The sequence below is a fragment of the Duganella violaceipulchra genome (assembly GCF_019166075.1).
GTDB classification, from domain to species: Bacteria; Pseudomonadota; Gammaproteobacteria; order Burkholderiales; family Burkholderiaceae_D; genus Rugamonas; species Rugamonas violaceipulchra.
Window position 1 is genome coordinate 1 of sequence record NZ_JAHTGR010000031.1, and the last position, 25,013, is coordinate 25,013.

At 64.0% G+C, this 25,013-nt stretch carries 24 protein-coding genes and 2 tRNA genes; 15 read left to right on the top strand and 11 right to left on the bottom strand.

The features are described from left to right. Positions 1-143: 143 nt before the first annotated feature. The 5 genes from folP to KVP70_RS31190 all read left to right on the top strand — a co-directional run bounded on the left by folP (position 144) and on the right by KVP70_RS31190 (position 3,539). Complete coding sequence (gene folP / locus KVP70_RS31170) at positions 144-995, top strand: dihydropteroate synthase (RefSeq protein ID WP_217946264.1); 852 nt, start codon at positions 144-146, stop codon at positions 993-995. 12 nt (positions 996-1,007) lie between these two features. Further along, on the top strand, positions 1,008-2,357 hold the full coding sequence (gene glmM / locus KVP70_RS31175) for a phosphoglucosamine mutase (protein WP_217946265.1): 1,350 nt from the start codon (positions 1,008-1,010) through the stop codon (positions 2,355-2,357). Positions 2,358-2,428: 71 nt separating this feature from the next. Next, positions 2,429-2,505: transfer RNA gene (locus KVP70_RS31180), tRNA-Pro, on the top strand. A gap of 81 nt (positions 2,506-2,586) precedes the next feature. After that, positions 2,587-2,661 (top strand) — tRNA-Arg (locus tag KVP70_RS31185). A 173-nt stretch (positions 2,662-2,834) separates the two neighbouring features. Beyond that, positions 2,835-3,539 (top strand): hypothetical protein, encoded by a 705-nt coding sequence (locus KVP70_RS31190; protein ID WP_217946266.1) that lies wholly within the window; start codon positions 2,835-2,837, stop codon positions 3,537-3,539. 451 nt (positions 3,540-3,990) lie between these two features. On the opposite strand, the gene KVP70_RS31195 is transcribed toward KVP70_RS31190, so the two are convergent. The 4 genes from KVP70_RS31195 to KVP70_RS31210 all read right to left on the bottom strand — a co-directional run bounded on the left by KVP70_RS31195 (position 3,991) and on the right by KVP70_RS31210 (position 8,992). Further along, on the bottom strand, positions 3,991-5,925 hold the full coding sequence (locus KVP70_RS31195) for a CocE/NonD family hydrolase (RefSeq protein ID WP_217946267.1): 1,935 nt from the start codon (positions 5,923-5,925) through the stop codon (positions 3,991-3,993). A 169-nt stretch (positions 5,926-6,094) separates the two neighbouring features. Next, positions 6,095-7,528 carry an aldehyde dehydrogenase family protein gene (locus tag KVP70_RS31200; protein WP_217946268.1) on the bottom strand — a complete coding sequence of 478 codons (1,434 nt, stop codon included), beginning with the start codon at positions 7,526-7,528 and terminating at the stop codon, positions 6,095-6,097. 216 nt (positions 7,529-7,744) lie between these two features. Further along, positions 7,745-8,131 (bottom strand): GNAT family N-acetyltransferase, encoded by a 387-nt coding sequence (locus tag KVP70_RS31205; protein WP_262311816.1) that lies wholly within the window; start codon positions 8,129-8,131, stop codon positions 7,745-7,747. Positions 8,132-8,263: 132 nt separating this feature from the next. Then, positions 8,264-8,992, bottom strand: coding sequence for a substrate-binding periplasmic protein (locus KVP70_RS31210; RefSeq protein ID WP_217946270.1), 729 nt, complete (start codon positions 8,990-8,992; stop codon positions 8,264-8,266). An 86-nt stretch (positions 8,993-9,078) separates the two neighbouring features. Here KVP70_RS31210 and KVP70_RS31215 point away from each other — a divergent pair, with 86 nt between their 5' ends. Continuing rightward, a complete protein-coding gene (locus tag KVP70_RS31215) occupies positions 9,079-9,714 on the top strand; it encodes a flavin reductase family protein (protein ID WP_217946271.1) in 636 nt (211 codons plus the stop codon). Here the strand turns inward: KVP70_RS31215 and KVP70_RS31220 are convergent. Then, a complete protein-coding gene (locus KVP70_RS31220; protein ID WP_217946272.1) occupies positions 9,708-10,796 on the bottom strand; it encodes a type II asparaginase in 1,089 nt (362 codons plus the stop codon). The two genes, KVP70_RS31215 and KVP70_RS31220, sit on opposite strands and share 7 nt — an antisense overlap. Before the next feature lie 145 nt (positions 10,797-10,941). Between KVP70_RS31220 and KVP70_RS31225 the strand changes: the two genes are divergently transcribed. Together KVP70_RS31225 and KVP70_RS31230 are read left to right on the top strand one after the other, a co-directional pair. Next, complete coding sequence (locus KVP70_RS31225; protein ID WP_217946273.1) at positions 10,942-11,289, top strand: hypothetical protein; 348 nt, start codon at positions 10,942-10,944, stop codon at positions 11,287-11,289. Positions 11,290-11,348: 59 nt separating this feature from the next. Then, positions 11,349-13,043 (top strand): FAD-dependent oxidoreductase, encoded by a 1,695-nt coding sequence (locus KVP70_RS31230; protein ID WP_217946274.1) that lies wholly within the window; start codon positions 11,349-11,351, stop codon positions 13,041-13,043. Here the strand turns inward: KVP70_RS31230 and KVP70_RS31235 are convergent, their stop codons facing one another. The 5 genes from KVP70_RS31235 to KVP70_RS31255 form a co-directional block, all read right to left on the bottom strand. Beyond that, positions 13,044-14,165, bottom strand: a complete 1,122-nt coding sequence (locus tag KVP70_RS31235; RefSeq protein ID WP_229225217.1) for a patatin-like phospholipase family protein — start codon at positions 14,163-14,165, stop codon at positions 13,044-13,046. It abuts the gene before it with no gap. A gap of 163 nt (positions 14,166-14,328) precedes the next feature. Further along, positions 14,329-15,441: an acyltransferase family protein gene (locus KVP70_RS31240; RefSeq protein ID WP_217946275.1), complete on the bottom strand. Its 1,113-nt coding sequence runs from the start codon at positions 15,439-15,441 to the stop codon at positions 14,329-14,331. Between the two features lie 17 nt (positions 15,442-15,458). After that, on the bottom strand, positions 15,459-17,582 hold the full coding sequence (locus tag KVP70_RS31245; protein ID WP_217946276.1) for a TonB-dependent receptor plug domain-containing protein: 2,124 nt from the start codon (positions 17,580-17,582) through the stop codon (positions 15,459-15,461). A gap of 87 nt (positions 17,583-17,669) precedes the next feature. Next, positions 17,670-19,274: a M23/M56 family metallopeptidase gene (locus KVP70_RS31250; RefSeq protein ID WP_217946277.1), complete on the bottom strand. Its 1,605-nt coding sequence runs from the start codon at positions 19,272-19,274 to the stop codon at positions 17,670-17,672. Further along, positions 19,271-19,666, bottom strand: a complete 396-nt coding sequence (locus KVP70_RS31255) for a BlaI/MecI/CopY family transcriptional regulator (protein WP_217946278.1) — start codon at positions 19,664-19,666, stop codon at positions 19,271-19,273. The genes KVP70_RS31250 and KVP70_RS31255 overlap by 4 nt, the downstream gene beginning before the upstream one ends. A 277-nt stretch (positions 19,667-19,943) precedes the next feature. On the opposite strand from KVP70_RS31255, the gene trhA reads away from it, so the two are divergent. The 7 genes from trhA (at position 19,944) to KVP70_RS31290 (ending at position 24,819) form a co-directional block, all read left to right on the top strand. After that, positions 19,944-20,561 (top strand): PAQR family membrane homeostasis protein TrhA, encoded by a 618-nt coding sequence (gene trhA, locus KVP70_RS31260; RefSeq protein WP_217946279.1) that lies wholly within the window; start codon positions 19,944-19,946, stop codon positions 20,559-20,561. 40 nt (positions 20,562-20,601) lie between these two features. Next, on the top strand, positions 20,602-21,483 hold the full coding sequence (locus tag KVP70_RS31265) for a LysR substrate-binding domain-containing protein (protein ID WP_217946280.1): 882 nt from the start codon (positions 20,602-20,604) through the stop codon (positions 21,481-21,483). A 143-nt stretch (positions 21,484-21,626) separates the two neighbouring features. Next, positions 21,627-21,785 carry a hypothetical protein gene (locus tag KVP70_RS31270; protein WP_217946281.1) on the top strand — a complete coding sequence of 53 codons (159 nt, stop codon included), beginning with the start codon at positions 21,627-21,629 and terminating at the stop codon, positions 21,783-21,785. 105 nt (positions 21,786-21,890) lie between these two features. Next, positions 21,891-22,268 carry a LiaF transmembrane domain-containing protein gene (locus KVP70_RS31275; protein WP_217946282.1) on the top strand — a complete coding sequence of 126 codons (378 nt, stop codon included), beginning with the start codon at positions 21,891-21,893 and terminating at the stop codon, positions 22,266-22,268. 8 nt (positions 22,269-22,276) lie between these two features. Next, positions 22,277-22,984, top strand: coding sequence for a LiaF transmembrane domain-containing protein (locus KVP70_RS31280; RefSeq protein ID WP_217946283.1), 708 nt, complete (start codon positions 22,277-22,279; stop codon positions 22,982-22,984). Between the two features lie 2 nt (positions 22,985-22,986). Next, positions 22,987-24,066 carry a sensor histidine kinase gene (locus KVP70_RS31285; protein WP_217946284.1) on the top strand — a complete coding sequence of 360 codons (1,080 nt, stop codon included), beginning with the start codon at positions 22,987-22,989 and terminating at the stop codon, positions 24,064-24,066. Positions 24,067-24,069: 3 nt separating this feature from the next. After that, on the top strand, positions 24,070-24,819 hold the full coding sequence (locus tag KVP70_RS31290) for a LytR/AlgR family response regulator transcription factor (RefSeq protein ID WP_217946285.1): 750 nt from the start codon (positions 24,070-24,072) through the stop codon (positions 24,817-24,819). Here the strand turns inward: KVP70_RS31290 and KVP70_RS31295 are convergent. Further along, positions 24,809-24,991, bottom strand: coding sequence for a hypothetical protein (locus tag KVP70_RS31295; RefSeq protein WP_217946286.1), 183 nt, complete (start codon positions 24,989-24,991; stop codon positions 24,809-24,811). The two genes, KVP70_RS31290 and KVP70_RS31295, sit on opposite strands and share 11 nt — an antisense overlap. Positions 24,992-25,013 lie beyond the last annotated feature (22 nt).

The window sequence follows — 25,013 nt, forward strand, 5'->3', positions numbered from 1 at the left end:
ATTAGGGTTGGTTTCGCTGCTGGACACTCAGCGGCGTTTCCAGTTTGTTTAATGAACCGCCGTATGCGGAACCGCATGTACGGTGGTGTGAGAGGGCGGTGAGGGCAACTTCACCCCCTACTCGATTTTTCTTCCGGTTCTCCATGCGATCTACATTACAGTTCGGCCGTTTCAACTATCCGTGGCGGGGCGATCGCGTCCGCGCCCGCGTGATGGGCATCCTCAACGTCACCCCCGATTCGTTCTCCGACGGCGGCCAGCATCAGTCGCTGGAGTTCGCCATCTCCCATGCCGAGCAGATGATCTTGGACGGTGTCGACATCATCGACGTCGGCGGCGAGTCCAGCCGCCCCGGCGCGCCGCCGCTGCCGTTGGCGCAGGAGCTGCAACGCGTGATGCCGGTGCTGTATGCGCTGCGCGACCAGGGTCCGGCCATCTCGGTCGATACCTACAAGCCAGAGGTGATGCGCGAAGCCATCATCGCCGGGGTCGACATGATCAACGATATCAACGGCTTCCGCGCGCCCGGCGCCATCGCTGCGGTGCGCGACAGCGACTGCGGCCTGTGTATCATGCACATGCAAAGCGACCCCCAGCACATGCAGCTGGCGCCCAGCTACAGCGATGTGGTGGCCGAAGTCACCGCCTTCCTGCGCGAGCGCATCGAGGCGCTGACGGCGGCCGGCATTGATCCGCGTCGACTCTGCATCGATCCAGGTTTTGGATTTGGCAAGACTGTGGAGCATAATTACGCCTTGTTGAAAGCCACCGGACAGCTGATCGCCGAACTGGGCGTGCCGCTGCTGGCCGGCCTGTCGCGTAAATCGATGGTGGGCGCGGTGACCGGCAAGCCGGTCGAGCAACGCATGGCCGGCAGCGTCGGCGGCGCCTTGGCGGCGGTGGCGCAGGGCGCGCTGATCGTGCGCGTGCACGATGTGGCGGAAACGGTGGATGCGCTAAAAGTATGGCAGGCAGGAACTAACCTACAACGATAAAGAGAATACACAATGTCACGTAAATATTTTGGAACTGATGGCATCCGTGGCCTGGTGGGCGTATCGCCGATCACGCCGGACTTCGTCATGCGCCTCGGCTATGCGGCCGGCAAGGTACTGGCCAAGACCCGCAGCGGCTCGGTGCGCCCGACCGTCCTGATCGGTAAGGACACCCGCATTTCCGGCTACATGCTGGAAGCGGCGCTGGAGGCGGGCTTCTCGGCCGCCGGCGTCGACGTCATGCTGGCCGGCCCGATGCCAACCCCGGCCATCGCCTACCTGACGCGCGCGTTGCGCCTGTCGGCCGGCGTGGTGATTTCGGCATCGCACAACCCGTTCCAGGACAACGGCATCAAATTCTTCTCCGACCAGGGCACCAAGCTGCCTGATTCGGTCGAACTGGAGATCGAGGCCGCGCTGGACGTGCCGATGGACTGCGTGGCGTCGGAAAAACTGGGCCGCGCCAAGCGCCTGGACGACGCCCACGGCCGCTACATCGAATTCTGCAAGAGCACCTTCCCGAACGAGCTGGACCTGCGCGGCCTGAAGCTGGTGGTCGATTGCGCCCACGGCGCCGCCTACAACATCGCCCCGCACGTGTTCCACGAACTGGGCGCTGAAGTGATCGCCATCGGCAACAAGCCGGATGGCTTCAACATCAACCTGGATCATGGCGCCACCGCGCCGGAAGCCATGGCAGCCGCCGTGCGCGCCCACGGCGCCGACCTCGGTATCGCGCTGGACGGCGACGCCGATCGCCTGATCATGTGCGACGCCAACGGCCGCCTGTACAACGGCGACGAGCTGTTGTACCTGATGGTCATGGATCGCCTGGCGACCGGCCCGGTGGCCGGCGCGGTCGGCACCTTGATGACCAATATGGCGGTCGAGGTGGCGTTGAAGGAGAAGGGCATCGGCTTTGCGCGCGCCAAGGTCGGCGACCGCTATGTGCTGGAAGTGATGAAGGACAAGGGTTGGCTGCTGGGCGGCGAGGGCTCCGGTCACCTGTTGTGCCTGGACAAACACACCACCGGCGACGGCATCATCTCGGCGCTGCAAGTGCTGTCGGCGCTGAAGCGCGCCGGCAAGTCGCTGGAGCAGTGCGCCGGCGAGCTGGTGATCTTCCCGCAGACGCTGGTCAATGTGCGCGTCTCGCCAGGTTTCGACTGGACCAAGAACGCGGCCATGGTTGCAGAGAAGGAAATGGTCGAGCGCGAGCTGGGCGACAGCGGCCGCGTGCTGATCCGCGCCTCCGGCACGGAACCTTTGATACGCGTGATGGTCGAAGCACGTAACGCCAGCGATGCGCAGTCGATGGCGCGCCGGATTGCGGACAAGGTCGAAGCCCAGCTGGCTGCGTAAAATTTCAGCAGTGTAATAATTCCTTGGCCTGTCATTGACGTAGCGAGAGCCAAGCGTTAGAATACTGTCTTCGGAGTGTGGCGCAGCCCGGTAGCGCACCTGGTTTGGGACCAGGGGGTCCAAGGTTCGAATCCTTGTACTCCGACCAAGAACTTTTAAAACGGGTTGTCGAAAGACAGCCCGTTTTTCATATGTGCCGCTAGTGGTTAGAATACTGACTACATGAAAACCGCCTGTCGTTCAACGGATAGGACCTCGCTCTTCTAAAGCGATCATGGGGGTTCGATTCCCTCCGGGCGGACCATTCAGACCCCTCCAGGCCGTCATGGCCGCATCCTCCCGTGTCATCCCATTATCTCCCGCAGCGCTGCTATTCCCAATATACATGCGAAGCAAGTTTTGCGCGTGGATAGGTGCGGCGTTAAGCCGCGCGTATTATTGGTACACTGCGGCATCCGAAAATTCTGAGAGAAGAAAATGACCACCGGCACACTTCCTAATAATGCAACGACCGACGAGACTTGTTCATGGTTAAGTGAGCAGACCGGCACGCCGTGGAATCTGGCGCGCTTGCTGGAAGCGGGATTAACACCTCATGTATGGCTGGATTATTCGGAAGAACATGCCGGCCTGTTTGCTGAGGGAATTACCCGCTATCCGGCGCCGATATTCTTTGTTGAAGATACGCAGCGGCTCATCGCCGGCAGCGGCGATGTATTAATCCGCATGACACGGGATTCGGACCGGATTTCCTTTAAGCTCAAACCACCGGGTATTACCATGCCTTTGGACGCTTTGCGTTTCTTTCAAAGGGATGTCGCCGCTCTATTGGAGAACATATTAAATCCGAAAGAGGAGGTCGTCGCACCGCCGCCGAAGGAGATTCTGAAAGGAATCACCAAAGACGAAGTGCTGCGCGTGTTCGGAGGCATGGCCAAGCTGGACCTGGAGAAATCGCTGCTCAGCGGTATCGGTATATTCGGCGATGACGGCGCCCGGGTGAGAAAGAATTCCCGCGCTGGGAAGAACATCCATTTGTGGAATCCGGTCACGTTGGCGCTGGGATTGAACGATGTCTATCGGGTGCCGATGTCGCATCTGAAGAAGGCGTTCGCCACCCAGCCGGACCTGCGTCCCTGGAAAGCCGCATGGTTGGAGTCACTTGCCCTGTTGGGAGAGTGAAATTATGCCAACAATTGGCTTGTTCGCGCCGCCTTCTGGCACGTAGCCGTGGGAGCTGCGCATGATCGTCGATAGCCTGAATTTCACGCCCTGGTCAGCGTTCATTTAATACTGCACATATTATGATTATCTCTTTTCTGTGCGGTTTATTGTTTGCTCGGGATTTGACGGGAACTGGGATCTATCGCTGATATTCGTGATGGGCCGGGTAATCGCTGAGGGTTTCCTGGCATTTTCTTATGCCGGCCGCCGTAAAACAACCTTGCCCTTAAAATCGATCGGGTGAGGATATTTGAACTGCTGGAACGCCGCCGTAGTGGATAACCCGACGCTGCGACAATTTTGCGCAGCGTCGTTTTTCTTATCTGAAACAACCACTTAGCCTGCGGCGGCCGGGCTTGTTAACAAGCTTATCCACAGAATTTGTTAACAACCGGCCGACCGTTGAGTTTTACTTTCCCAATACCTGCACTTCGACACCGGAATATATGGCCGGCGCGTGATATACGCGTTGCGTCGCTTTGTGGAAGTCCTCCGGCTTGGCCTTTGGAATATCCACGAAGGTCTGCGGATTCAAGTCCACCAGCGGGAACCATGAACTCTGGATCTGCACCATGATGCGGTGGCCGCGCCGGAAGGTGTGGTTGATGTCGCTCATCGCATAGTTGACCGCTTCCACCTTGCCCGGCGTGAAAGGTTCCGGCTTCTCGAAGCTGTTGCGGAACTTGCCGCGCAGCGGGTCGCCGCGTACCAGTTGTTGATAACCTGCCATCGTCAACGTCGGCTTCGGCACGTCCGGGCCGCGCTCGTCGTCCTCGCCCGCGCCCGGGTAGGCGGCCGGATAGACGTCGATCAATTTGACCACCCAGTCGGCGTCGGTGCCGGTGGTGGAAACGTACAGCTTGGGCTTGACCGGGCCGGCCAGCGTGACGTCCTCTTCCAGCACCTCACTGCGATAGGTCAGGACGTCCGGCCGCGACGAGGCGAAGCGCTGGTCGCCGACCATGTATTCCTTGGGCGCCCCCTGCGCAGGATAGGCCGTGAACGGCACCGGCTTGCGCGGATCGGCCACATATTCGTCGTAGGCCTCGCCGGCGGCGGGCTGTTTCCAGGCCAGCGTGCCGTTCGGCCCGAGGAACAGCGTGTGCGGCTGGGCTTGCTTTGGCGGCCAGGCGGCGTAGTTGCGCCACACATTGCTGCCGGTCTCGAAGGCATACACTTCCGACACATTCTTGTTGGCCGCGCCTTTCAGGTGCTGTTCGAAGAAAGGGTAGAGGATGTTGCTGCGGAACTGTTCGCCGGTCTTGGCGTCAAACTTGACATAGCCCAGGCTCTTGCCGTCGGCGCGGCCCCAGGCGCCGTGCGACCACGGCCCCATCACCAGGCCGTTGTAGATGCCGGGATTGTTGCGTTTGATGCTGCTGTAGGTGCTCAGCGGGCCCTGCAGGTCTTCGGCGTCGTACCAGCCGCCCACGGTCAGCACGGCGGCCTTGATGTTCTTCAGGTGCGGCCCGATGTTGCGGGTTTTCCAGAATTCGTCGTAGGTCGAGTGTTCGATGGTGGGCAGCAACAGGGCGCGCTGTTTCGGCATCATGGTGGCGGTGATATTGGACAGCGTCAGGTGCGACAGGAAGAATTCGTAGCCGTCGGCGGTGCCATAGTCGAAATGGTCCCAGGTCTTCGGCAACGGCGTCGGGTTTTCCGCTTCCACGAAGGCCGAGTAGAAATCGAAATTGCCCGCAAGCATGAAGGCGCCGCCGTGATAGGAATCGTCGTTCATGTACAGGTCGGTCACCGGCGCCTGCGGCGACGCCGCCTTGATCGCCGGATGCGAATCGATGATGCTGGCCGACGTGTAGAAGCCGGGGTAGGACGTGCCCAGGATGCCGACCTTGCCGTTGTTGTTGGCGACGTTCTTCAGCAGCCACTCGACGGTGTCGTGCATGTCCTCGCTTTCATTGCCCTGGCCTTTGGCGCGGTTGGGATTGACGTGCGGCGTCATCTCGATCCACTTGCCTTCGGACATGTAGCGGCCGCGCACATCCTGCTTGACGAAGATGTAGCCGCTGTCCTCGAAGTCCTGCGAGGGGCCGATGTGTTCGGGGTAGAAATCCACGCCGTAGTGCAACTCGCCGCCCGACGGCACGCCCGCGCTGTACGGTGTGCGCTGGACCAGGAAGGGATAGCGCTTGCCGGCATCCTTGGGCACGTAGACGGCGGTGAACAGGCGCACGCCGTCGCGCATCGGGATGCGGAATTCGTACTTGGTGTAGTGTTCGCGCAGGCTGTATTTGGCGGCGGCGGCGGCGGCATCGGCGGCGCCGGCGTGGCAGGAAAGCCCGCCCAATATGAGGGCGAGGGCAAGGGCAGTGAGACGGGGTTTCATGATTTCCTTGTGAATGAGAAGTCAAACCCGCTCAGTGTAGTGCCAGTGGATAACTTTTACTGCGACAAATTTGCGCAGCGAAGGTTTTCCCTTTCTAAACAGCCACTTGGCTACCGCGCTTGATGCTTGTTAACAGGCTTATCCACAGAATTTGTTAACAACCCCGCCTTCACAGCATCGGCAGCTTCAACGAGTCGACCACCAGCCTTATCAGGCGCAAGCGGCCTTGCGTGTAGGGTGGGAAGAACAGCTTGATGAGCATCAGCGGCGATGCGCGCAGCACCGCGCGTTCGTGCGAAAACGTCTTGAATCCGTATTCACCGTGGGCGCTGCCCATGCCGGAATTGTTGACGCCGCCAAAAGGCAGGTTGCCGTGCGCGAAATGCGCGACGCAGTGATTGACGCAGGCTCCGCCCGAGCTGGTTTGCTTCAGCATCTGGTCGATGTTGGCCTGGCGCGTGCTCCACACATACAAGGCCAGCGGCTTGGGCGCGGCGTTGATGGCGGCGATCACCTGGTCGAGTTCGCGGTATTCGATGATCGGCAGCAGCGGGCCGAAGATTTCCTCCGACAGGATGGCCGCGCCGGCCGGAATCTGTTCGATCAGCGTCGGCGCGATATAGCATTGCGCCTCGTCGACCTCGCCGCCGGTGTGCACCACGGCGCCGCGCCGCACCGCGTCCGCCAGCAGTCCGGCCAGCCGCTGCGTATGGCGCTGGTTGACCACGCGGGTCAGGTCGGGGCTGCGCTTTTGCGCCGCCGCGTCGGCGCCGTAGCGCTGTTGCAGCACCTGGCGGCAAGCGGCGACGAACTCGGCCTTGACGCTGGCGTGCACATACACATGATCGGGCGCCACGCAGGTCTGGCCGTTGTTGAGGAATTTGCCCCACATCAGCGTTTCCGCCGCCAGCTTCACGTTGGCGGTGTCATCGACGATGGTCGGGGACTTGCCGCCCAGTTCCAGCGTCACGCTGGCCAAGTGCTGGGCGGCGGCGGTCATCACCAGCTTGCCCACAGACGGCGAACCGGTGAAGAAAATATGATCGAAGGGCAGCTGGAGCAGGGCGTGCGAGGTCGGCTGGCTGCCTTCGAACAGCGCCACCTCGTCGGTCTTGAACACGTCGGCGATGATGCGCGCCATCAGTGCGGACACGGCGGGCGTCATCTCGGACGGCTTGATGATCGCCGTGTTGCCGGCGGCCAGCGCCGACACCAGCGGACCGAAACACAAACTGAGCGGATAGTTCCACGGCGCGATGATCAGCACCCGCCCGCGCGGCTGGTATTGCACCGCGGCGTAAGTGCCCAGCATGGTGGTGGTGGGCCAGTGGCGGCGCGGCTTCATCCAGCGCTTGAGGGCGCCCAGCACCTGGCGGATTTCCTCCATCACCGGCAGCAATTCGGAGGCTTCGACTTCGGCCGGGGACTTGCGGTAGTCGCGCTGGAACGCTTCGTAGAACGCCTCGCGCTGCGCCATCAAGGCGTCGCGCAAACGCTTGACGCGGGCGATACGCTCGGCCGCGCTCGATTCGCGCCAGCGCAGCGCGGTGGCCTGCTGCGCGTCGAACGCCGTCCTGATCTGCTGCACGTCCGCTTCGTTCATCGCCGTTGTCCCCGTCTGTTATGTTGGAGGACCATTATTGCTGCAATTTTTATAGCAAGCAAGCGCTTGATTAGTATGATCTATCGGGCGTGGCGCGCCGTCCAAACGGCCTACAATGCGGCGTATGAAGACGCCGCGTGCATTGTTGCTGGGACCGGTGTTGGGCTGGCTGTTGGCCGCACGCGCGCCGGCTGCGGGGCCCGCCTGAAGCGTTGATCAGCGCGCCATGAACATCTTTGGCAGCAGCGGACTAATGTCTTTTTTGAGCAACGTCGGCAGGTAGGGATCGTTGTGAAAGGACAAGGATTCGTAGAATTTCTCGGTGCCGTTGGCAGCCTGCAAGACCAGGCGGCGTATGCCGAAGCCGTTGCAATATTGTTCGATGCGATGCATGAACCAGCGGCCCACCCCTTGCGAGCGGTATTTGCTGAGGACGATGACCTCGCTGACGGCGCAGAATTCAGGCGGCGCCAGCTCCAGCCGGGCGATGGCGATTTGCTTGCCGCTCGTTTCCACGCTGACCCAAACGACCTTGCCGCGCGGGTCATGCGGCAATTCAGGGCTCGACGGCCAGTTGGCGTCCTGGCGGTAGGCATGCAGCACTTTGGCTCGGATCGCTGACTTGAGTGGGACGAATTGTAATTCCAGGGGCATAAATGTTTCAGGCTAAGGGTATCACTTAGCTTGAGGCGCGCACGATTGGAATGCAAGCAATAATTTGTATAAATTGTTGCGTCAGTCGGGGCGGAAGCGATCGAGCATGGCCTGGATTTTTCCGCGTCGTTTCAAGGCCTGGATCGCCTTGTCCAGCGCCGGCAGGTTCAGCTTGCCTCGCTGCGGCAGGGCGCAGTAGGTGTCGAAGGACGTCACCTTGAACGCCACTGGATTGAGCAGGGCCCGTTCAGGGTGCACCTTGCGCTGATAATCGAAATACAAGGAATTGGTCAGCATGTAGACAAAGCGCTTGCGCAACAGCTTGGACAGGTTGAGGTCGTCGCTGGCGGCGTCGTCGCGCAGGAATTCTTCGCCCAGCGGCTGTTCCAGGTGGGCATAGCGGTAGCCGAGTATGGTGCCGATGCGCTGCCGCCGCAACTCGCTCACGCGGCGCACGGCCGCCGTATCGATGCGCGTGGTGATGATCTCGTTGTTGGTGAAAATCGCCTCCGACCACAGCCAGTCCTTGCGGTCTAGCCATTCCGGCCGCAGGTCGCACAGGATGTCGGCCTGGCCGCCGGCCAGCGGCGTCTCCACCCGCTTGCGCGGCACGGCCAGGTAGCGCGGCGTGCGGTGCAGCTCGCGCGCCAGCGCATCGCCGAACTGCTTGAGCAGACCTCCCACCAGGACGCCGTCGCGGAAGTCCGTCATCGGCATCGCGCTGCCCATGGAGACCACGTAGACCAACTCCTCTGCGCGGGCCGGGGCTGCCAGCAGCAGGCTGGTGAAAAATAAGGTAATCAATCGCATAGGGCTATCATACCGGGTGCTTGGGCAGGGGCGGCGGCCGTGTGCGAAAATGTTCCACCGGCGCGCCAGCGTCTTTTGGAGCCACCATGGAAGACCGTTATTTCTACCAACCCGCGCTGGGCCACGGCCTGCCGCACGATCCCTTCAACGCCATCGTCGGACCACGCCCGATCGGCTGGATCTCCTCGCGCGGCGCCGATGGGGCGCTGAACCTGGCGCCCTACAGTTTCTTCAACGCTTTTAATTACACACCGCCGCTGATCGGCTTTTCCAGCCAGGGCCGCAAGGACACGCTGCGCAACATCGAGCAGACCGGCGAGTTTGTGTGGAACCTGGCCACGCGGCCGCTGGCCGAGGCGATGAACGCCAGTTGCGCGCCGGCGCCGCCGGAAGTGGACGAGTTCGCGCTGGCCGGCCTGACGCCGGCCGCGTCGACCATGGTCGGCGTGCCGCGCGTGGCGGAAAGTCCGGTGGCCTTCGAATGCAAATGTACGCAGATCATCCGCCTGCAAGACGCGTCCGGCGCGCCGACCGACGGCTGGCTGATCATGGGGGAAGTGGTGGGGGTGCACATCGCGCGCAGTTCGCTGCGCGATGGCGTGTACGACACGGCGGGCTCGCAGACCATACTGCGTGGCGGCGGCCCGGCCGATTATTTCGAGATCACACGGGACAGCCTGTTCCGCATGCGGCGGCCAGGCTATCCCAAAGCCGATCAGTAGGTGTAGAACATGCGCTGGATTTCCTTGCTGTCGCTGGTTTTGGTCAGGGCCAGCATCAGCAGGATGCGGGCCTTTTGCGGGTTCAGCGTATCGGACACCACGAAGTCCAGCTCATCGTCGTTGGCTTCGCCGTTGCGCGCCACGATGCCCTGGCCGACACGGGCCGAGCGCACGATCAGCACGCCTTGCTTGCGGGCCGCGGTCAGCGAAGGCAAGACCTTCGACGCCAGACTGCCGTCGCCGACGCCGGCGTGGATGATGCCCTTGGCGCCAGCCGCCACCACTGCGTTCAGCGCCACCGGGCTGACGTTGGCGTAGCCGTAGACGATGTCCACTTGCGGCAGCGCGTCCAGCTTGCTGATGTCAAACTCGGTGTCGACCGTGTGTTTGCGGGTCGACGCATGGTAGAAGTAAGGCTTGTTGCCCTGGAAGTAGCCCAGCATGCCCAGTTCCGGCGTCTTGAAGCTGTCCGGGGTCGAGGTGTTGGTCTTGGTGACGTCGCGGGCGCCGTGGATCTGGTCGTTCATCGCGACCAGCACGCCCTTGCCGACGGCTTCCTGGCTGGCGGCCAGCAGCACGGCGTTGTACAGGTTGATCGGGCCGTCAGCCGACAGCGCGGTGCCCGGACGCATGGCGCCGACCAGCACCACCGGCTTCTTGCTCTTGACGACCAGGTCCAGGAAATAGGCGGTCTCTTCCAGGGTGTCGGTGCCGTGGGTGATGACGATGCCGTCGACGTCCGGCTGGGCCAGCAGCACGTTGACGCGCTTGGCCAGGGTCAGCCAATGCTCGTTGCTCATGTTTTCGCTGGCGATCTGGAACACTTGCTCCCCCTTGACCTGCGCCACCTTGGCCAGTTCCGGCACGGCCTGGATCAGGCGCTCGACACCGACCGTGGCGGCGGTGTAGCCGACCGTGGTGGTGCTGGTGGCGCCGCTGCCGGCGATGGTGCCGCCGGTGGCCAGGATGGTCACATGCGCCAGCGGCGCGGCGGCTTTTTCAGCTGCCCCGGCATAGGCGCTGAGCAACATCGCGCAAGCCAACATTGCTTTGAGGAACCGTGCGGGGATAGGGTGCGTCATGCGATCTCCTGATCTAGTCGTTAAGCTTGGGATAGTAACAAATAGCCCGGCTGTCAACAATGCGTACCGTTGCCGCGTTATGGGGGGTGTGAGATGATGCTGAGATAGATAATTGCTGTAAGATAATTACAAAAGAGAAAATATTATGATTTTTGCTAACACCACGCGCAGGGTCGCGGTGCTGGCGCTGATGGCCGTGTTGGCCGCCTGCGGCAAGAGCGCGGCGGAAAAGCGGCAGGAAGAAGCCGCGACGCTGACCAGTTTGGGCGAGAAGTATGTGAAGGAAAAAGTGCGCGAACCGTCGACGGCGATGTTCCGCAACCAGGTGGTCGGCAAGGGGGGCGCCACCTGCGGCGAATTCAACGCCAAGGACGCCTTCGGCGCCTACATCGGCTACCAGCGCTACATCTCGGTGGCGCGCGACCTGACCTTGCTGGCGCAGGACGTGTCGCCGGCCGAGTTCGAGCAAAACTGGAACCAGCTGTGCCGCTAGCCGGTCTGCCGCCTTGCGCAATTGGCGCTATCATGGCCGGATACTGACTGAGGACACGCATGGGCATGGAACCAAGTAGCGCGGGAGGCAAGGGCGAACTCCCGATCGCGGTATCGACCGATATCGCCAACCGCCTGCACCAGATCCTGCCGACGCTGAGCGCGGCGGAATTCGAACTGCTCAGCCGCTACGGCGAGCGCCAACACTTCCAGGCCGGCGACATCCTGTTCAAGCAGGGCGACCGTCACATTTCGATGTACGTCATCATCACCGGCGCGCTGGAGATCGAGCGCGCCTCGGCGCTCGGCACGGCCATCCTCAGCACCCACGGCCCCGGCATGTTCACCGGCGAGATGGGCACGCTGGCCGGCCGCGCGGCCGTCGCCACCGGCCGCGCCACCGCCGACAGCGAGATGATCGTCATCAGCGAGGAATCCTTGCGCACGCTGGTGATCTCGGAAGCGGCGCTGAGCGAAACCATCATGCGCGCCTACATCCTGCGGCGCGTGGCCTACATGCAGGACCAGGCCGGCGGCGTGGTGGTGTTTGGCGCCCGCCACTCGCAGCCGACGCTGGTGCTGCGCCACTTCCTGACCCGCAACGGCCAGCCCACCGCCTACTTCGACGTCGAACTGCACACCGAAACGGCGGCGCTGATGGAACGCTTCGGCGTCACCGAAGCCGACATCCCGGCCGTTGTCACGCCGTCCGGCGCAGTGCTGCGCCAGCCGACCCTGCGCCAGGTGGCCGACGGCATCGGCCTCAGTTCCGACAACATCGACGGCCGCACCTTCGACCTGGTGGTGGTCGGCGCCGGCCCGGCCGGACTGGCGGCGGCCGTGTACGCGGCGTCGGAAGGGCTGAGCGTGGCGGTGCTCGATGCCAAGGCGCCCGGCGGGCAGGCCGGCTCCAGCTCCAAGATCGAAAACTATTTCGGCTTTCCGACCGGCGTTTCCGGCCAGGCGCTGGCAGGGCGCGGGCTGTCGCAGGCGCGCAAGTTCGGCGCCGAAGTGGCGGTGCCGGCGTGCGTCAGCTCAGTCGATTGCGAGGGCCAGGATTTCGAGATCGCCATCGACAGCGGCGAACGGCTGCGGGCGCGATCCATCGTCGTCGCCACCGGCGCGCGCTACCGCAAGCCGGACTTGCCGGGACTGGAGCGCTTTGAAGGCCGGGGCGTCTACTATAGCGCCTCGTTCATGGAGGCCACCTTCTGCGCCAACGAGGAAGTGGTGATTGTCGGCGGCGGCAATTCGGCCGGACAGGCGGCGGTGTTCCTGGCCGCGCACGCCAAGCACGTGCACATCGTGGTGCGCGCCGACGGCCTGGCCGCCAGCATGTCGCGCTACCTGATCCAGCGCATCGAGGCCGCGCCCAACATCACGCTGCACACGCGCAAGCAGATCGTCGAACTGCAGGGTGAAGACACGCTGGAACACATCTGCTGGCAAACGGCCGGCGGCGAAGTGAAGACCGCGCCGGCGCGCCATTTGTTCCTGTTCCTCGGCGCCGAGCCGAACACCGCCTGGCTGGGCGATTGCGTGGCGCTGGACGACAAGCATTTCGTGCTGACCGGGCCGCAGGTGCCGGCGACGGCGTGGCCGCTGGAGCGCGGCCCGCACTTCCTGGAAACCAGCCGGCCGCGCATCTTCGCGGTCGGCGACGTGCGCAGCGGCTCGGTCAAGCGGGTGGCGGCGGCGGTGGGCGAAGGCTCGGCGGCGGTGCAGTCGCTGCACCAGGTGCTGGCCTCCGACTGATCACACGCTGCGCAGCGGCTTGCTGTTGCGGGTGGCGCGGCGGATCGCCGGGTGTTTGCCCGGCGCGTGCGACAGCGCCTCCAGTGCGCGGTCGTAGCCGTATTGCCACTGGTCGTTCATGTGCTGGACGAAGGTGTCGTAGGTCGGCGGCATCGCCAGCTCGATGCGGTTGCGGCGCCAGTCCAACTTTTGCTGCAACTGCTGCTTGGCCAGCACCAGCGACACGTCCGAGGTGTCGATGCGCATGTCGGCCAGGTGGGTGTTGGCGTAGCGCAGACGCGCATTGCCGTCGATGCCCAGCACCGAGCGCCAGGCGGGAATCGCAAACACCTGGTCGAAGGCTTCCTTGAACTCCATGACCACCTCCGCGCCCAGCCGGCGCGCGATCTCCACCGGGAACAGATCCAGCACGCCGCCGATGTATTCCTGGCCGCGATGCTGCTGGCAGCGGAAGTAGATCATGTCGGCGATGGAGATGCGGGCGGCGTCGGTCAGCGGCACGCTGCCGTCGACCAGCAGGTCGTGCGCGACCGCGTGCTGGCCCCAGCGGGTGTCGCTCAGCGGCGATTTCATGTTGTGCAGCAGCGCCGCGGCCTGTTCGCCGCAGAACACCGTTTGCGCAAACAGCTTGCGTCCCGCGCGCGGCTGGCCGACCTGCGATTCGTTGAACAGCAGCTTGCCGCCGATGATGGCCACATCCACCTCCGGCGTGCCTGTGGCGGGAGGGAAGGGCAGGTGCGACGGAATCTCGAACAGATAATCGCCAAACAGGTCGGGGATCACGGGCGCGCGGGCGGTCGACAGTTTGCGCTTGGCGGCGCGCATCAAGCTGCCCATCAGGTCCGCGCGCTGGGTCGATTTCAGGCTGCACCAGAACTGGTACATCTCCGGCGACGACAGCCAGTCGCGCTGCGCTTGCGGCTCGGGCAGGTTGTGGATGATGGTGGCGGCGATCGCGCCGCCGCAGCTGGCCAGCAGCACATCGGGAGCGCGCCCCGCCTGCCGCAACGCGGCGTACATGCCGATGTAGATGCCAAAACGGAAACCGCCCCCGCCCAGCACCATGCAGCGTTTATACGGTTTATACGATTGTTGCCAAGATTGAATTTGTGCTTGCGTCATAAACCGAACCATACCACAGATGATCCAGGCCAAATCGCGCGCGAACACCGATTGACGGCAGCGCGCGCCAGAGTGGAATTCCATAAAGCCATCGAGGCGCAGACCTGGAAGCTGATTTCTTGGATGACCGTGGTTTGCCCCGCGCTGACGGCCGCAGTCTATTTCATCGCGCGTAACGTTCACTAGGTGATCGGCTGCGCAGCGCTGCGTTGGCCGGCTCGGAGACGTAGCGGGCGACGAGGGCGGCGGCCAGCGCCGTCAGGCACAGGAACAGCAGCAGCCATGGCAGCCTGGCACCGTAGCTCAGGTGCGCCTTGTCAACCACGTTGCGCATGCCCGCCAGGACGATGACGTGGAACAGATAGATCTCGTAGCTATGCTGGCCGAACCAGCGCAGCACCGAGCGGCGCGGCGCGCGTTCAGCCGCCGTCACCTTTGCCGAACTGCCCAGCAGGAAAACCCCGCTCGCCAGCGCAACCAGCGTGAAGCCGAAGATCTGGTGGCCGTCGATGCCCCGCAGGTACAGCGCCGCCAGCGCGATGCCGCCCGCGATGCGCAGCCCCCGTCCCTGGCGCGCGTTCGGCACTTCACGTTGCGCCAGCAGCGCCGTCAGGCAGCCGATGGCGATGGCGTCGAAGCAGGCCAGGTAGCCGTACATGAAAAAGATCTCGTTGTCGGTATGCTCGCTGCGGTAAATCGGCCCGGCGACGATGGCCGCGCAGCACAGCAGCACGATCAGCCAGTCGCGGCGCAACAGCAGACATGACAGGGGCAGCAGCAGGTAGAACATCTCCTCGACCGACAACGACCAGTACACATTGAGACAGTAGTTGAAGTAGCCCGCGGTTTGCATCAGCTGGTTGTGCCAGAACGTCAGCACCGAACCGGCGGCGATGAAGAAGTAGCTGGCCGGCCGGTCCACATCGCCGTCCGAGTTGGAGAAGAACGGCACATCGAAACTGCCCAGCACCACGATGATCGCCAACGCCAGCAGCAGGCAAGGCATGATGCGCGCGAAACGGTATAAATAGAATGTACGGATATCGATCTGCGCCAGACTGCCCCAGCGCCGCAGCGATGTCGACGTAATCAGGTAGCCCGATACGGTGAAGAACATCGTCACGCCGAAGTTCCCCTGCAGCGCCGCGCGCAGCAGCCAGGTGGGCAGGATGTCGCCCAGCGGGCTATTCTTCAATCCAAAAGCCAGCGTAAAGTGCAGCACCAGCACGCACATGATGGCGACGCCGCGCAGGGTGTCGATATGCTTGTTTCTCATTGGTTGGATGGTTCCGTTCAAAGTTGGTGTTCCAGCAGGATGCGCAGCGTGGCGCTGGTCGGCGTTTGCGAGATGCGGTAGCGGCGCCCGTCCTCATTGACATATTCGTGCGATTCGCTGGACTGCTGGCGCAGCAGGTTGCTGGCCGAGAAGCGCAGCTGCGTCTTTGCATCCATCTTCCACAGCCCGTACAGATCCAGCTCGCGTTTCGGGCTGGTGTTCATTTGCACCAGCGCCGATTGCCGCACCGGGCCGCCGGCCTGGTAGTTCAGGTTTCCTCCGAACGTCCAAGCCGCGTCGGGCAGGCGATAGTCGGCGCCCAGGTTTGCCGTGAACGGCACCTGGTTTTCGAGACGGTTGTTCGGCCCCGGCACGCTATCCAGCCGCGACCAGTTGCGCGTCAGGTTGGCGCGCAGGTCCAGCCTGGGCGACAGCGGCAGCTTGGCTTCCAGCTCGATGCCGCGCACGCTGGCGTTGCCGCTGTTGAAGGGCGCTTCGACCCACTCGCCGTCCTGCTGGAACAAACGGGTCAAGGTCACGTCGCGGATGCGCCGCATATAGGTGCTGGCGCTGAGCAGCGCGCCCGCGCCGAGATAGTGTTCGTAAGCCGCGTCCAGGCCCCAGGCCAGCTCCGGCCGCAGATTGGGATTGCCCTGTTCATCGGGATTGGTCTGGTTATTGTTGTTGTCGTTGGTGTAGCGGCGCGGCACCAGCTGGGCCAGTGGCGGCGCCTTGTAGGTGCGGCTCAGCGCAAGCCGCAGCACGTCCTTGTTCGGCAACTGGTAGCGCGATTGCAGCGAGGGGCTCCACACCTGCGAGCGCAAGTCCAGCGCGTCGGGCGCATTGGCGGCATTGGCGCGACTGGAGGTGGACAGACTTTCGTGGCGCAGGCCCAGGTACAGCGAATAGCGCTCGGTGACCTGCCATTCGTCCTGCGCGAACAAGGCCAGGCGATTGACGATGGCGCGGTAGTCGGCGTTGTTGCTGCCGGTCTGTGCGCCGCTGGCGTCGAACAGGGTTTCGCTGCGGTCTTCGTTGCGCACGGCGTGGCTGGCATCCCAGCCCAGTGCAATCGCATGGCGTTCGCCGACCGGATGGCGGTAGGTGCCGCTGGCCGTCACGCTGGTCTCCGACGGTCCCGAGTCGACGTGATGGCGGCCGGCGGGTTTGCCGTCGGCGTCCATGCCGTTGAAGTCGAAGGTGCCATTGCGGCGGTTGTCGCTCAATCCCAGTTTGGTTTCCAGCTTGGCGCCGCCCTCCAGCAGATGCGTCCAATTCAGGTCGCTGCGCAGCATGCTGAAGTTGGCCGCGAAATGCTGCAGGCTGCGCGGATACTCGCTGTGCGGACCAACGAGCGCGGTCTCGTCCTCGCTATGCATCTTGTCGACGCGCCGCAGATTGGCGAAGCCCAGCCAGGTCAGCGTGTCGCCGCCGGCGAAGGTCCAGTTCAGGCGCGGCGTGACGGTGAGGGCGTCGGAGCGGCCGGATTCCTCCTTGGCCGTGCGCCGTTGTTCGATGAGGGTACCGCCCGCATTGCTCAGTTCTTCCAGGTCGTTGAACGTCGCCGCGCTGCGGTTGCGCGTCAGCGTCGCGGCCAGGCTGTAGGAGTAGCCGCCGTCCTGGTCCGACAGCGTGGCCGACAGCGCCGGCGTATCGACGCCTGCGTGCCGCGCCAGGCTGGCGCTCACCGTGCGCTGGCCGCGTCGGATGGCTTTCTTGAGGATGATGTTGATCGACCCGGCCACCGCCTGGTTGCTGAATTCCGCCGTGGCGCTGCGCATGATGTCGATTCGTTCGATCATCTCGGGTTCGATGGTATCGAGCGAAAAGCCTGCCGCCACAGGCTCGCCGTTCAGCATGATCTGCGTGTAGCCGTTGCCCAGGCCGCGCATGCTGATCGTGCCGCCCCGTCCGGGCACGCCGGTGATGCTGATGCCGGGCAGGCGTTTCAGCACGTCGGCCAGCGTCTGGTCGCCCTGGCGCACGATGTCCTCGTGGTTGACGGTGATGCTGGTGGTGGTTTCGCGCTGGCGCTGGTCGGCGCGCTGGCCGCTGACCTTCACTTGCTGCGGCTCGCTGTCGGCGGCGTGGGCGCTGGCGGCAACCAGCAGCAGGCCGCCGGCGATATGGTGTAGCTGCATATTTTTCCTTGTCTTCAAAAACGCGGGCGACAGTTCCCCAGGCCGCAGCGTGGGGGCTGCGGCCTGGTGGACATCGGCGGCGTTGGGTTAGTAGCCTTGCTGCTGTTGGCGCAGGCGCAGGGCGCGTTTGGTGGTGTAGGCGTCCAGGTTGGCCAGCTTGGTGGCCGGGTTGATGAATTCCTCGCCCTGCCGGACTTCGAAGTGCAGGTGCGGGCCGGTGGCGAAGCCGGTCTCGCCGACGGTGCCGATCTGCTGCCCGGCTTCCACCGTGGCGCCGGCTTTGACGTTTATGCTGGTCAGGTGGGCGTACAGGGTGCGCTCGGCGCCGTGCTGCAGGATCACCGTTTTCCCATAGCGGCCGGCGTTTTCGATCAACACGCCGGCGCTGACAACCACGCCGCCGGCCACCGCATGCACCGGCGTGCCGCTTGGCGCCGCGATATCGATGCCTTTGTGCGGCGTTACCAGCACGGCGCGGCGCACGCCGAACAGGCCGGTGACGCGCATTTTGTCGAGCGGGTAGCGCCAGGCGGCTTCGGTGGGCGTTGCTACTGGCGGCGGATCGGCGGGCGAGGGCGCGCCGTGCGCTTGCTGGCCGGTGTTGAAGGCCAGCGGCGGTTGCAGCATGGCGCCGCAGGCCAGCACGGCGACCATCAAGGCCGCGACGCTCCAGGCGACCGCGCCGCTGAGCACCGGCAGCGCCGCCTGCTGCATCTGGCGGATACGCGCGGCGGCGGTGGCGCCATCGACGCCGCCGAACGCCACGCCGCCGGTCGGCATGGCGGCCGTTTGCGCTTTCCATTGCAGCAGCAGGGCGGCGGCGTATTGTTTGCGCTGCTGTTGCGGGCGGCCCGCCAGCACGCGCTGGTCGCAGATCAGCTCCAGCGCCCATTCCATCTTGTCGTTCATCCAGCGCAGCGCCGGATTGAACCAGAAGACCGTCTGCAGCAGGGCCGCCACGCCCAGGCACAGCGGATCGCGCGCGCGCCAGTGATGCAGCTCGTGGGCGATGACCATGTGCTGCTGCTCGGCGCTGAAGCCGCGCAGATGGCGCGGCAGCAGCAGCACCGGGCGCCGCACGCCGACCAGCATCGGCGAAATGGCGGCGTCGGTTTCCATCACGGCCAGGCGGTGGCGGGCGATGTCCGCCAACTGGGCGTTGTCGAACGCGCCGTGCGCCAGCAAATCCTGCGGCGACAGGCGCTGCGAGGCGGCCAGCAAGCCGCGCCAGACGCGCCGCGCGCGCAGCCGGCGGGCCAGCATCCACGCCAGGCCGGCTGCATAGACCAAGGTCCACAGCGCGGGCAGGAGCAGGGTGAGCGGAGGCAGGTCGTGATCGCCGGCGCCGGCATCGGGCTCCGCCGCGTCGGCGCCGGACATCATGTCGCCCGACCGGGCGGCGGAGTTGCGATCTCCCGCCAGCGCCGGCAGCCCGGCGCGGATGGCCGAGGATTCGGCCGCGCTCAGCGTCACCGTCGGCGCCAGGCTGTGTTGCGGGCTGTGCGGCAGCAATGCCAGCAGCGCGGCGCCGGCCGTCACGGCTTGCGCCGCCAGCCACAGCGCGCGCCGCGGCAGCAAGGCCGGCCAGCGGCGCAGCGCGAGCGCCAGCAGCGCCCACACCAGTGCGCCGGCCAGCAGGCAGCTGACGCTGGCCAGCATCCATTTGAACAGCAACACATAGGCCAGCATCATGGCTTGCCGGCCTCGTCGGACGGCCAGTCCTGCAGCATCTGCTCCAGCTGCGCCAGTTCAGCCTGATCGACCAGCTTGCTGCCGGTGAACATGGTGACCGGCAGCGGCGCCGCCATTTCCATCACGCGGGTGCCGAAGTCGCGGGCGAAGGCGGCCAGCGTGCCGACTTTTTCCAGCCGCGCGCTGTAGACGTTGACGCCGTGCGCCGTGTGCTGGGCCAGCATCTGCTTGTCGAGCATGCGGTCCAGCGTTTTGCGGGTGGAGGAGAACGACCAGCCCAGTTCGTCGGCGACGGCGTCGTGCAGCTCGCGCGCGCTCAGCGGCTGCAGTTTCCATAGTGCTTTGAGCAGGGTCAGCTCGCTGACGGACGGGATGGGAATGGACGTGGACATGGCTTGGCCTCTTTGCGACAGATGGGATGATTATGCGACATATGTCGCACGTCCGTCAATCTGTTGTCTAAAAATTTGTAACATTGCTTTATATTAATTCTTTATATGTTACGATTAAGTTTTTGCTAATTGCTAATTCTGTACGGTCGTGCCGGACAGTCTGCAAGGTGGCGTGGTGTGGGTCTTCGCTGGAAACCGGCGGCACCGTGATGAAATGCGCTATACAATGCTTGGGGCCGCAGCTTCCCGCCGCTGCCTCACTGTATTGGAAACACATATGTATTACGGAGAGCGCTTCAACAGCATCACTCACACCGTGGGCGCCGCGCTCGCGGCAATCGGCGGCACCTTGCTGATTGTGCTGGCGGCGCGCAGCGGCGACGCCTGGAAAGTGGTGAGCTTCAGCATCTATGCCGCCACACTGCTGGGCTTGTACCTGACGTCGACGCTGTACCACAGCCTGCGCGGCCGCGCCAAAGACGTGCTGCGGCAGATGGACTACTGCGCCATCTACCTGCTCATCGCCGGCAGCTACACGCCGTTCACGCTGGTCAGCCTGCGTGGACCGTGGGGCTGGTCGCTATTCGGCGTGGTCTGGGGCCTGGCACTGATCGGCATTATGCAGGAAATCTGGTTTGCCAAGGGCGCGCGCGTCCTCTCGCTGCTCATCTACGTGGCGATGGGGTGGGTGGGCGTGATCGGCGCCAGCCCGCTGATCGCCGCGCTGGGCTGGAGCGGATTCGCCTGGCTGGCGGCCGGTGGCGTGGTGTACACGGTGGGCATCGCCTTCTTTGTCACCGACCATAAATGGCGTTACGGTCACGGCGTCTGGCACTTGTTTGTGCTGGGCGGCAGCGCTTGCCATTTCGGCGCGGTCTTGCTGTATGTAGCGTGAAGCATCTGTACAACTGTTGGATTTCGAGAGTAGAGCACCAGTGGATATTAATTCCGACGACCTGAAAACATTTATCACCGTGATCGACAGCGGCACCCTCAGTGCCGCCTCGGTCCACCTCGGCCAGACCACGTCCGGCGTCAGCCGCGCGCTGTCGCGGCTGGAGGACAAGCTGGCGACGTCGCTGCTGACGCGCACCACGCGCCGCATGGAGCTGACCGAAGAGGGACACCTGTTCCTCGAACGCGCGCGCGCCATCCTCGGCGCCATGGAGGAAGCCGAGGAATCGATCCGCATCCGCCGCCAGAAGCCGGCCGGACGCCTGTGCGTGGACGCCGCGTCGCCCTTCATGCTGCATTGCGTGGTACCGCACATGGCCGAGTTCCGCGCGCTGTACCCGGAGATCAAGCTGGAATTGAGCAGCAACGACCAGATCACCGACCTGATCGAGCACCGCACCGACATCGCCATCCGCATCGGCACGCTGACCGATTCGACCTTGCATGCGCGCGCGCTCACGTCGAGCCCGCTGCACGTGCTGGCCAGCCCGGACTACCTGCGCCGCCACGGCACGCCGGAAACGCCGCAGGACCTGGCGCGCCATTCGCTGATCGGCTTCGCCCAGTACGAGCAGGGCAACAACTGGCCGCTGCGCCATGCGGCCGGCAACAGCCTGCCGATCACGCCGTCGATCGCCGCCTCCAGCGGCGAGACGCTGCGCCAGCTGGCGCTGACCGGCCAGGGCGTGGTGTGCCTGGCGGACTTCATGACCCGCGCCGACATCGCAGCGGGCCGCCTGGTGCCCATCCTGGTCGACGCCAACACCGGCTACTGCCAGCAGATTCACGCGGTCTACTATCGCAACACGCAGCTGGCCCAGCGCATCAGCTGCTTCCTGGAGTTCCTGCAGCAAAAGCTCTGAGGTTTTCAGTGTGCGGCGCCGTACAGATTGCCCTCCGGTGCGGCGCTACACTGGCCCTGCGTGCTTGAGCAATCGGGCAGCAGGTGAGCCGATAGCCTCAAGTATCGGCACCAACAACGCGTCGCCGCCATCAGGAGGCCATCATGTCGCAGACTACTCATCCATCCAAATATCTGGTGCGCGCCTACCTGAAGCGGCGCTCGCATGAAACCAAGCCGCCGCCCACGCCGGAGGAGATCCGGCGTCAGCTGGGCTGGGGCATGCTGATGTTCGAGCAAAAGGTCGGCAACGGCCGCTCCTGACTCGCTTTCGCCGTTCACCGTCCCTTATCCGCTGTTCGCCGAATAGCGGTTTCCCCGCCAGCCGTTCCCCGGTATTGTTATCCCATACCGACTTGGGGGACTGACATGAGTATCTACACCGCCTACCGCTGGCGCCAGCAAATCGTCTGGGGCACCGGCTTGATCGTCGCCGGCTGCCTGCTGCTGCTGGACCGCGCCGACATCATCGAGCTCGATTTCAACCCGATGAACTTCTGGCGCTGGTGGCCGTGGCTGCTGGTCATTTCCGGCCTCACCAAGATCATCCCGCCGACCACGCCGCGCTATTTGCTGAGCGGCCTGTGGGAGATCTTCTTCGCCGGCTGGTGGTACGTATCGTTCAACCACATCTGGGGCTGGGGCTTTGGCGAAACCTGGCCTGCGCTGGTGGTGGCCACCGGCGTCGGCATGCTGTTGCGGCCTTTGCTGGACAATATCTTCGCAGCGAACAGGGAGTCGAAATGAGAGACAGAATGAGAGAGAAGCGTCAAAGGAATCCGGCCTCGCAGATGGTCGTCGGCCTGTTCGTCGTGGCCATGGGCATGATCTTCCTGCTCGATAACCTCGGCTGGCTGGACCTGGAATTCACGCTGCACCTGTGGCCCACCGCGCTGATTTTCTTCGGCATCCTGAAGGTGCTGCAAACCCGCTCGTCGTCCGGCGCCATCGTCGGCGGCGCGCTGATCCTGGTCGGCGGCATGATGCTGCTGAAGGAAACCGGCTTCATTTCCATCAGCTGGCGCTCGTTGTGGCCGCTGCTGCTGATCGCCGCCGGCTTGTCGGTGGTGTTCCGTTCCCCCAACAGCCGCTGGCTGTTCGAGCAGCGCGGCGAGATGCTGGACACGGCCAGCGACGACGCCGTCGTCAACATCACGGCCGTCATGGGCGGCTTCAAGCGCCGCATCACGTCGCCGGACTTCCGCGGCGGCGAGATCACCACGGTGATGGGCGGCTGCGACCTGGACCTGAGACAAAGTTCGATCAATGGCGAGGCGGTGCTGAACGTGTTCTCGATGTTTGGCGGGATCACCATCAAGGTGCCGATCGACTGGACCGTGGTCCTGCAGGGCACGCCCATCATGGGCGGCTTCGAAGAAAAGACCGTGCCGCCCGCCGCGCCGAACAAGCGCCTGATCGTGCGCGGCTACGCCATCATGGGCGGCCTGGAAGTGCGTAACTAGGCATGCAGGAGATTGCCTCCAGCCGGCGCGGCATCACCATCTACCTGCTGGTGTGGCTGTTCCTGGGGATCGCGCTGGGCGGCGTGATCGCGTTGGCGAACGACGCGCCGGCCGCCAACGCCATGATGTTCGCGATTCCGCTGAACCTGTTGTACGCATTCGCGGCGGGCTATTCGTCCTACTACCTGTGCCGCGCCTATCCGCTGGGCGGCAGCAGGCCAGCCGCCACCGCGCTGGTGCTGACGGTGGCGGCGGTGGTGTCTGGCTTCCTGTGGCTGGCGGTGGGACGCGCCTGGAACGGCGCCTGTCTGATGCTGGGTGTTTCTTGGGCCGGCATCGCCTTCAGCCCGCAGCTGTCGGCGCTGATCGTCGGCCTGGGCATCCTGCTGTACGGCTTCGCGGCGGCGGTGCATTACCTGGTGATCGAATTCGTGCGCGCCAAGGGCGCCGAGCAGCGCGAGCTGGAATCGCTGCTGATGGCGCAGGAGGCCGAGTTGCGCATGCTGCGCACGCAGATCGATCCGCACTTCCTGTTCAACAGCCTCAATTCGATCAGCGCGCTGACCTCGCAGGACCCGAAGGCGGCGCGCCGCATGACGCTGGAACTGGCCAGCTTCTTCCGCCAGAGCCTGGGTATGGAGGCGCATAAAAAAGTCACGCTGGGCGAGGAGATGCGGCTGATACGCCACTTCCTGGCGATCGAGCAGGTACGCTTCGGCGCGCGCCTGCAGGTGGAGGAGCAGGTCGAGGACCAGGCCGCCGCCTGCCTGGTGCCGCCGATGATCATCCAGCCGCTGGTGGAGAACGCCGTCAAGCACGGCATCTGCAATATGCCGGACGGCGGCACGATACGGGTGACGGCGCGGCGCGCCGGTTCGATGCTGCACATCCGCGTCGACAATCCGGTCGACGCCGACATGGCGTCCATCCGCAGCGAAGGCCACGGCATCGGCCTGAGCAATGTGCGCCAGCGTTTGTCCGGCGCCTACAAACACGAAGCCAGCATCCACTGGGGACGTATCGACAACAGCTTTGGCGTGGACATCGCAATGCCCGCGCACACAGGCGAAGAGGGAGAGTAGAGCATGCGTGTGATTATCGTCGACGATGAAATGCTGGCGCGCGGCGTGGTGCGCGAGTACTTGGCCGAGCACCCGGACGTGGAGGTGGTGGCCGAATGCGCCAATGGCTTCGAGGCGGTCAAGGCGATCACCGAGCTGGCGCCGGACCTGGTGTTCCTGGATATCCAGATGCCCAAGCTGGACGGCTTCGAGGTGGCCGAGCTGGCGGGCGGGAAAACGCGCTACATCTTCGCCACCGCCTTCGACCAGTACGCGATCAAGGCCTTCGAGTTCCATGCGCTCGACTACCTGCTCAAGCCTTTCAGCCAGCAGCGCTTCGACCAGGCGCTGGCGCACGCGCGCGCGAACCTGGAGCAAGGCGTGGGCAAGGCCGAGGGAGATGCCGCGCTGGCCAGCATGGTGCGCGAGGCGGCCGGCCGCAACAAGCCGCTGGGCCGTGTGCTGATACGCGACGGCGCCAAGGTCCACGTCATCAACAGCGACAAGATCGAGGTTATCGAGGCGCAGGACGACTACGTGCAGATACGCTCGGAGGGCAGGTCCTACCTGAAGAACCAGCGTATGGCGGAGCTGGAAGAGCAGCTGGACGCGCAGCAGTTCCTGCGCATCCACCGCTCATGGATCGTCAACATCGCCTGCGTGGACCGCATCGAGCAGGCCACCAAGGACAGCTATGTCGCCATCCTCAAGGACGGCGGCAGGGTGCCGGTCAGCCGCAGCGGCTACCAGAAGATACGCGCGGTCATTCAGTAGTCACCCGACGTTCCGGCAAAGGGTCGGTTTCGCGCCGTTTGCGGGCGCCGGAGAGTACCCGCAAAATGGTGGCGCTGGGGACTTCAAACGAGGAAAGATAAGCCCATGCAAAGGCCGCGCCCTTGGTGGCGTCGATGACGACGGCTTGTTGTATGGCCTTCGACAGGCGCATGTTTTCCCGTGGTCTCATGTCG

Bases quoted from the DNA above. Each gene is read 5' to 3' on its own strand.
- KVP70_RS31280 (WP_217946283.1), top strand. From the start codon at position 22,277: ATGAGAGAGAAGCGTCAAAGGAATCCGGCCTCGCAGATGGTCGTCGGC.
- KVP70_RS31200 (WP_217946268.1), bottom strand. From the start codon at position 7,528: ATGAACGAAGCGGACGTGCAGCAGATCAGGACGGCGTTCGACGCGCAG.
- trhA (WP_217946279.1), top strand. From the start codon at position 19,944: ATGTATTACGGAGAGCGCTTCAACAGCATCACTCACACCGTGGGCGCC.
- KVP70_RS31295 (WP_217946286.1), bottom strand. From the start codon at position 24,991: ATGCGCCTGTCGAAGGCCATACAACAAGCCGTCGTCATCGACGCCACC.
- KVP70_RS31210 (WP_217946270.1), bottom strand. From the start codon at position 8,992: ATGCGATTGATTACCTTATTTTTCACCAGCCTGCTGCTGGCAGCCCCG.
- KVP70_RS31275 (WP_217946282.1), top strand. From the start codon at position 21,891: ATGAGTATCTACACCGCCTACCGCTGGCGCCAGCAAATCGTCTGGGGC.
- KVP70_RS31220 (WP_217946272.1), bottom strand. From the start codon at position 10,796: ATGACGCACCCTATCCCCGCACGGTTCCTCAAAGCAATGTTGGCTTGC.
- KVP70_RS31195 (WP_217946267.1), bottom strand. From the start codon at position 5,925: ATGAAACCCCGTCTCACTGCCCTTGCCCTCGCCCTCATATTGGGCGGG.
- glmM (WP_217946265.1), top strand. From the start codon at position 1,008: ATGTCACGTAAATATTTTGGAACTGATGGCATCCGTGGCCTGGTGGGC.
- folP (WP_217946264.1), top strand. From the start codon at position 144: ATGCGATCTACATTACAGTTCGGCCGTTTCAACTATCCGTGGCGGGGC.
- KVP70_RS31215 (WP_217946271.1), top strand. From the start codon at position 9,079: ATGGAAGACCGTTATTTCTACCAACCCGCGCTGGGCCACGGCCTGCCG.
- KVP70_RS31270 (WP_217946281.1), top strand. From the start codon at position 21,627: ATGTCGCAGACTACTCATCCATCCAAATATCTGGTGCGCGCCTACCTG.
- KVP70_RS31255 (WP_217946278.1), bottom strand. From the start codon at position 19,666: ATGTCCACGTCCATTCCCATCCCGTCCGTCAGCGAGCTGACCCTGCTC.
- KVP70_RS31240 (WP_217946275.1), bottom strand. From the start codon at position 15,441: ATGAGAAACAAGCATATCGACACCCTGCGCGGCGTCGCCATCATGTGC.
- KVP70_RS31230 (WP_217946274.1), top strand. From the start codon at position 11,349: ATGGGCATGGAACCAAGTAGCGCGGGAGGCAAGGGCGAACTCCCGATC.
- KVP70_RS31290 (WP_217946285.1), top strand. From the start codon at position 24,070: ATGCGTGTGATTATCGTCGACGATGAAATGCTGGCGCGCGGCGTGGTG.
- KVP70_RS31245 (WP_217946276.1), bottom strand. From the start codon at position 17,582: ATGCAGCTACACCATATCGCCGGCGGCCTGCTGCTGGTTGCCGCCAGC.
- KVP70_RS31285 (WP_217946284.1), top strand. From the start codon at position 22,987: ATGCAGGAGATTGCCTCCAGCCGGCGCGGCATCACCATCTACCTGCTG.
- KVP70_RS31225 (WP_217946273.1), top strand. From the start codon at position 10,942: ATGATTTTTGCTAACACCACGCGCAGGGTCGCGGTGCTGGCGCTGATG.
- KVP70_RS31190 (WP_217946266.1), top strand. From the start codon at position 2,835: ATGACCACCGGCACACTTCCTAATAATGCAACGACCGACGAGACTTGT.
- KVP70_RS31250 (WP_217946277.1), bottom strand. From the start codon at position 19,274: ATGATGCTGGCCTATGTGTTGCTGTTCAAATGGATGCTGGCCAGCGTC.
- KVP70_RS31235 (WP_229225217.1), bottom strand. From the start codon at position 14,165: ATGACGCAAGCACAAATTCAATCTTGGCAACAATCGTATAAACCGTAT.